Raw genomic sequence first — 5,121 nt, forward strand, 5'->3', positions numbered from 1 at the left:
GCACCGGCTATTCGCGCGACGAACTCGTCGTCTCCGGCACCAACAACCAGGCCGTGGCGCTGGTCGACCGCTGGCCGGACTGGCCATCGCCGGTGGTGGTGCTGGCCGGTCCCGCGGGTTCGGGCAAGACGCATCTGGCCTCGATCTGGCGCGCGCGTGTCAATGCGGTGGCGGTCGACGCCAGGCGCATCGGCGACAGCATTGCCAATCTCGGCGCGCGGCCGGCGCTGATCGACGATGTCGATACCGGCGCGGTCGATGAACAGGGCCTGTTCCATCTGATCAATACGGTGCGTGGTGCCGGGTCGACGCTGCTCCTGACGGCGCGCCGCTTCCCGTCCGCCTGGCGCGTCACGCTGCCTGATCTCGCCTCACGGCTGAAAGCGGCGGCGACAGTCGAAATTCATGAGCCCGACGATCTCCTGCTCGCCGGCGTCATCACAAAACTCTTCGCCGACCGTCAGATCGAAGTCGAACCGCATGTCGTGCAGTATCTGGTCCGCCGTATCGAGCGCTCGCTGGCGACAGCGATGCGCGTGGTGGAGCGGCTCGACCGGACCGCGCTCGAACGCAAGACGCCGATCACCAGGGCGCTGGCAGCCGAAACCGTCAACGCCATGGATGAAGGGCAGGGCGAATTCGAGATTTAGCTGAGAGGTCAGTCTCAGAGCCACATTACGGCGAAATGACGGACCGCGAGGTAGACGGCAGAGTGAGCGGCGATATAGCCGGCGGCGACCAGCACAAACATTCCGATACTGACACGCCAGGAGCGGGAGACGACGGCGCCTGGGGCCTGCCTCGCCTGTCTGCGGCTTTCACGGTTGTTCCACATCGCCAGCGCGGCGCAGGCAATTGCCCACGTCACCATGAACGGAACGGTGATGCCGGCATAGGCAAAGTAGGCCGGTCCGAAAAGCGACACCCAGGCATCCATTCCAAGCATCTGAACCCCCTGTTGCCGAACCGGCCACGAATCCACGACCGGAGCCGGAGCAAGTGACCATATGGCTGCGCCGGGCATTGGGCTGTGAGGGGATGGTCGGAGTGGAGAGATTCGAACTCCCGACCCTCTGGTCCCAAACCAGATGCGCTACCAGGCTGCGCTACACTCCGAACGGTCTGTTGCCTATTCATTTCGGTGGTGCATGGCAAGTGCAAAAACCTGCGAGAGCAAAAACCTTGCCGCCGTGCGCATTGCGCAGTAATGACGGGCGAAGGGTGGCGATGCTGCCTTGCACAAGAACGAGGTGGCCATGTCCGCGCGCATTTTCAGCCCAGCCAAAACCGCGATGCAGTCCGGCAAGGCCAAGACCGGCCACTGGGTGCTGGAATTCGATCCCGAGACGCGCAAGAAGATCGATCCGCTGATGGGCTATACGACGTCGGCAGACATGAGAAGCCAGATCAGGCTTAGCTTCGACACGCGGGAAGAGGCGGTAGCCTACGCCGAAAAGCAAGGGCTCGCTTTCCGCGTCGAAGAGCCGAAAGAGACCAAGCGCCGCCAGATTTCCTATGCGGAGAATTTCCGCTATGACCGCAGGACGCCCTGGACGCATTGAACGGCGGCCAATGCCAGAATATCCAGCCGGCCCAAAGGCCGGCCAGCGGTCCCGTAGCTCAGCTGGATAGAGCACCGGCCTTCTAAGCCGATGGTCACAGGTTCGAATCCTGTCGGGATCGCCAAAGCCTTTCGGTCCGTTCCGGACACATAGGTTACGGTTTATACCGGAGACGTGGGCTTTCAGAGAGCGGCATCGGGCCTCGTGCGCTCAAACCGCCGCGGCCAGAAGCAGCGTTACCCCCAGGACCGTCGACGCATAGATCGTCGCTAGAAGCACGATCGGCCGAGGATACTCGGCGGGTGTCGCGAGGCCGGCAAAGTCGGGATTTCGGGTTTCGGTGCCGGGCCACGGGACGTCGTCGTCGGCGGCGGCGTTGTCATTGCAAGCGCGCACAGAAAAACGCCGGGCTATATCGGCGGCGATCAGAGGATCGTCCGCCACCAATTTCGACCAGTCCGAAACAATGCCGATTTCACGTTTGAACATCGCTCGCCTCCCGTTTGCGCTCTAACAGCGATATCTAAATTATGTTCCACCGATAGTTTGACGAGGCGGACCGCTCTTGGTCACTGCGGCCTTCTGATTGACGAAAATCACGCCTGCTGCCTCCAACCCTCGACGGATGGCAGCCAGCTTGGCCGAACTCGGAATCCTTCGTCCGCTCTCGAAACTGCCAATCGTTCCTTCGCTGAGGCCGCACTTCGCGGCGAGTCGCACCTGCGACCATTTCAGCATCGCTCGTGCGGCTCTGCACTGCTGGGATGTAAGGGGCTGGATCCCTGAAACGGTGGAGCTTCGCTTGTTCACATCCTCAGATCCCTTCGCTTCGGCGGGACATGGCTTTGCACCAGGCGTACCTTGTCCCTATCCACTGTGACCATTGTCCCGAGCGATACCGTGACCTTGTCGCCGTCGATTCGCGTAACGCCGCCGGATAATTCCATCAGCTGGCCCTTGGTCAGCCTGGTCGCCGGATCAATGACCGAATGCGGAAAATTGTAACCGGGGATCGACACGCTGACGCGGTCTTCCGTGACGCGCTTCAGCACCGTCGCCATGACCGCCACTTCGTCGCCGACCTTTATTGCCATGCCACTGATTCTGGGGCGTCATCTGCCGGCGTCAAGGATTAGCTAGATCTGATATAACAAAATCGCGGAATCAGCTTTCTCCATGCAGGGTCGCCCCGACAGCGGCAAATACCGCAAGCCGTCCAACTCTGTTCGGTGATGAGGCGTTGGCGTGGCTCGGGCAGCCGCCCGGCGCCAGCGTATTATTTCGTGACTCCGCCTTTTCGGAACCTTCCTGCGCACAGCGCGTTCGGCCCGCTGTATTCGAGAACCCTCATATAAAAGTGGACAGGCGGGAGGCAAACAAGGGTGGGGAGGAGTGTTGCCATGTCGAAGCGAGAAATAGGCATATCTTCGGCTCTGGATCGGCGTATCGCCGATCTCAAGGCCAAGATGCAGGACGCCCGGATCACGGAATACGAAATGAAAACCTTTCAAAAAGTGGCTTCAGCCATGGGAGGCGACGGAGGTTCCCTGCGCCTCGATGCCGACGACCTGATCGCGGCATCCTTTGTCGTCGATGCGCTGAGTGAGTCAACGCTCAACTGACGACGCGGTCTGGTTCGCGCGCCGTTTTGCCCTTGTCCGGCCGGCAATTGGCTCACGCCTTCAAGCTCTGAAACAGGATGGCTGCTTTCAGCGGCCGTCTTGTGGCACGTTTGCGCAAGCCTCCGTCGCAAGTCACCGATCGGGGCTGGCGGGTGGATTTGATTCCGCCGCCCGACAGAAATTGGAGGGAAAGTCTTATCAATTTGTTTGGGTTGGTGCGTCATAGTAGCGACGGCTAACGGAGTTGAACGGGATGAAGCTCGATCTGTCGCCGACGAGCTGGGGCAGGGTGATCGCTGTCACGGTAGTCGGTACTGCATTCTTCATTGCCGTGGCGTTCTTCGTCGATTCCTTCAATTTCCCCTATCTTTCGCCCGAGGCCGTGTGGCGGGCGAAGATGACCGACTTGTTGCTGCCTTTGGTGCTGGGCGGCTCGTTTCTGTTTTTCCTGATGTGGAAGATTCGCCAGCTGGCCATCGCGCAGCGCGATCTCAGCATCATCGCCGCGACAGACAGCCTGACGGCGGTGCTGAACCGTGGCGCCTTCTCTATGCTGGTCGAAGCCTATCTCGAGCAGACCCGAAAGCAGGAGCAGACCCGTTCGGGGGCGCTGCTGATCATCGACGCCGACCACTTCAAGTCGATCAATGACCGCCTGGGTCACGATTGCGGAGACCAGGCGCTCAAACTGATAGCACAGGCGATCAAAGGGCAACTGCGTGGCGGCGATATCGTCGGCCGCATCGGAGGCGAAGAATTCGGCGTGTTTCTGCCCGGCGTGGACCCCTCGCAATCCTGGGTGGTCGCCGAAAGCATCCGCCGGCGTATCAGGGAGATGGAATTCTCACCCGGCGGCAGGCCTTGTCCGCTTTCCGTCAGCATCGGCGGCACAAGCTTTACCGGCCCGATCACCTATGAGGAAATCTTCTCCGCTGCCGACAAAAGGCTTTACACGGCCAAGTCGAACGGACGCGATCAAGTCAGCTTCGATCCGGCCGGAACGTCTCCGGCGCCTCTGCCCGGGGTTGCCACCGTGCATTGATGGGTGACTCGGGACCGTCGCGCAGCAGTGCTTTGGCTGCCGACATCACGCTAAAGAGATAGTTTTCTCACGCCTGAAGCGCCAGATATCGAAAATCTGTCGACTTATACGCCTTGCTTCGACCAGGAGCTTTTCCGCGGGACTCCGCTTTGGAGCGGAATTTGCGCTGGCTCTCACGAGCCGCTCCTCACTAAGAAGGCTGGTCAACCCGAAGGCCTTCTCACGAATAAGGTCATTTTGCACACACAGTGCGGGCAACAGTTGGTAGATCGCTTTGCTTGACGATGTCGGAAGCGACGGATCGAAGATAACGTGATCGGCGGGCGCATCGAGACTTCGGGCGATCAGATCGCGCGCTGCTTGCTTCGAAATGATGTACCCGGCCGCTCCGATGTGGAACCCATATAGCCTAACAACCGAAAACACCCGACTGACGCAGGTGCGCTTCATCGCGATAACGGTTTTCTTTAGGTAGGTTTCCAGCTTGACGATATCGGCGTTGGCCGGAATCCATCCATCATCGGAAAGCATTGGGCCAGCTGCTTCGGACAACAGGACATCATCCTCGAAGATCGCACCAAAGGCATCCTCACCATCTGCGATGATGGTCCAGCAAACCTTGTGGCTCATAAGGCAAGCCGCTTCCGTGGGAGTTAAACTTGGTGAAGTCGCAGCAAATTCCGGTCGATGCAACGCGTCTACGGCAGGAACCCGGTCGAACGAAACACCAACCTTCGCGAATTCAGCCGTGACATGGGCAAGTCGATCGGGAGACCGATCGAGGTTAATAACCATACATTTCATTGATGCCCCCCACAGGCTATCGGTCGATAATTACTGCCTTGACCTTGAAATAACTTGCTTAACTAACTTGAAATAACTTGCTTAACTAAAT

The 5,121-nt window shown here is 59.4% G+C and carries 9 protein-coding genes and 2 tRNA genes; 5 read left to right on the forward strand and 6 right to left on the reverse strand.

What is annotated here, in order from left to right; genetic code table 11:
* A partial coding sequence (hdaA, locus tag EN964_RS23815; protein WP_127276789.1) for a DnaA regulatory inactivator HdaA occupies window positions 1-650 on the forward strand: 650 nt, incomplete at its 5' end.
* Window positions 651-664: 14 nt separating this feature from the next.
* Here the strand turns inward: hdaA and EN964_RS23820 are convergent.
* Both EN964_RS23820 and EN964_RS23825 read right to left on the reverse strand, forming a co-directional pair.
* Entirely contained in the window at window positions 665-946 is a 282-nt protein-coding gene (locus tag EN964_RS23820) for a hypothetical protein (RefSeq protein WP_127270077.1), read from the reverse strand.
* Between the two features lie 93 nt (window positions 947-1,039).
* Window positions 1,040-1,116 (reverse strand) — tRNA-Pro (locus EN964_RS23825).
* A gap of 140 nt (window positions 1,117-1,256) precedes the next feature.
* Between EN964_RS23825 and EN964_RS23830 the strand changes: the two genes are divergently transcribed.
* Window positions 1,257-1,562, forward strand: a complete 306-nt coding sequence (locus tag EN964_RS23830; protein WP_023812590.1) for an ETC complex I subunit — start codon at window positions 1,257-1,259, stop codon at window positions 1,560-1,562.
* Window positions 1,563-1,609: 47 nt separating this feature from the next.
* Window positions 1,610-1,686 (forward strand) — tRNA-Arg (locus EN964_RS23835).
* Between the two features lie 86 nt (window positions 1,687-1,772).
* Here the strand turns inward: EN964_RS23835 and EN964_RS23840 are convergent.
* From EN964_RS23840 to EN964_RS23850, 3 genes are read right to left on the reverse strand one after another with little or no spacing between them, the layout of a single operon-like run.
* The gene (locus EN964_RS23840) at window positions 1,773-2,051 is read right to left on the reverse strand and encodes a hypothetical protein (RefSeq protein WP_127270075.1); all 279 of its coding nucleotides are present in this window, start codon (window positions 2,049-2,051) and stop codon (window positions 1,773-1,775) included.
* 39 nt (window positions 2,052-2,090) lie between these two features.
* The gene (locus tag EN964_RS23845) at window positions 2,091-2,372 is read right to left on the reverse strand and encodes a helix-turn-helix transcriptional regulator (RefSeq protein WP_127270073.1); all 282 of its coding nucleotides are present in this window, start codon (window positions 2,370-2,372) and stop codon (window positions 2,091-2,093) included.
* Entirely contained in the window at window positions 2,369-2,656 is a 288-nt protein-coding gene (locus EN964_RS23850; protein WP_164749088.1) for a hypothetical protein, read from the reverse strand. Before EN964_RS23850 ends, EN964_RS23845 begins: the two co-directional genes overlap by 4 nt.
* Before the next feature lie 306 nt (window positions 2,657-2,962).
* Between EN964_RS23850 and EN964_RS23855 the strand changes: the two genes are divergently transcribed.
* Both EN964_RS23855 and EN964_RS23860 read left to right on the forward strand, forming a co-directional pair.
* Window positions 2,963-3,184, forward strand: a complete 222-nt coding sequence (locus tag EN964_RS23855) for a hypothetical protein (RefSeq protein WP_127270071.1) — start codon at window positions 2,963-2,965, stop codon at window positions 3,182-3,184.
* Between the two features lie 253 nt (window positions 3,185-3,437).
* Window positions 3,438-4,226: a GGDEF domain-containing protein gene (locus EN964_RS23860; protein WP_127270779.1), complete on the forward strand. Its 789-nt coding sequence runs from the start codon at window positions 3,438-3,440 to the stop codon at window positions 4,224-4,226.
* 45 nt (window positions 4,227-4,271) lie between these two features.
* Here the strand turns inward: EN964_RS23860 and EN964_RS23865 are convergent, their stop codons facing one another.
* A complete protein-coding gene (locus EN964_RS23865) occupies window positions 4,272-5,030 on the reverse strand; it encodes a glycosyltransferase family 25 protein (protein WP_127270453.1) in 759 nt (252 codons plus the stop codon).
* Window positions 5,031-5,121: the final 91 nt, after the last annotated feature.

The organism is Mesorhizobium sp. M7A.F.Ca.CA.001.10.2.1, assembly GCF_003998575.1.
Lineage (GTDB): Bacteria > Pseudomonadota > Alphaproteobacteria > Rhizobiales > Rhizobiaceae > Mesorhizobium.

Coding starts and splice junctions, on each gene's coding strand:
- EN964_RS23820 (WP_127270077.1), bottom strand. CDS start 946: ATGCTTGGAATGGATGCCTGGGTGTCGCTTTTCGGACCGGCCTACTTT.
- EN964_RS23830 (WP_023812590.1), top strand. CDS start 1,257: ATGTCCGCGCGCATTTTCAGCCCAGCCAAAACCGCGATGCAGTCCGGC.
- EN964_RS23840 (WP_127270075.1), bottom strand. CDS start 2,051: ATGTTCAAACGTGAAATCGGCATTGTTTCGGACTGGTCGAAATTGGTG.
- EN964_RS23850 (WP_164749088.1), bottom strand. CDS start 2,656: ATGGCAATAAAGGTCGGCGACGAAGTGGCGGTCATGGCGACGGTGCTG.
- EN964_RS23855 (WP_127270071.1), top strand. CDS start 2,963: ATGTCGAAGCGAGAAATAGGCATATCTTCGGCTCTGGATCGGCGTATC.
- EN964_RS23860 (WP_127270779.1), top strand. CDS start 3,438: ATGAAGCTCGATCTGTCGCCGACGAGCTGGGGCAGGGTGATCGCTGTC.
- EN964_RS23865 (WP_127270453.1), bottom strand. CDS start 5,030: ATGAAATGTATGGTTATTAACCTCGATCGGTCTCCCGATCGACTTGCC.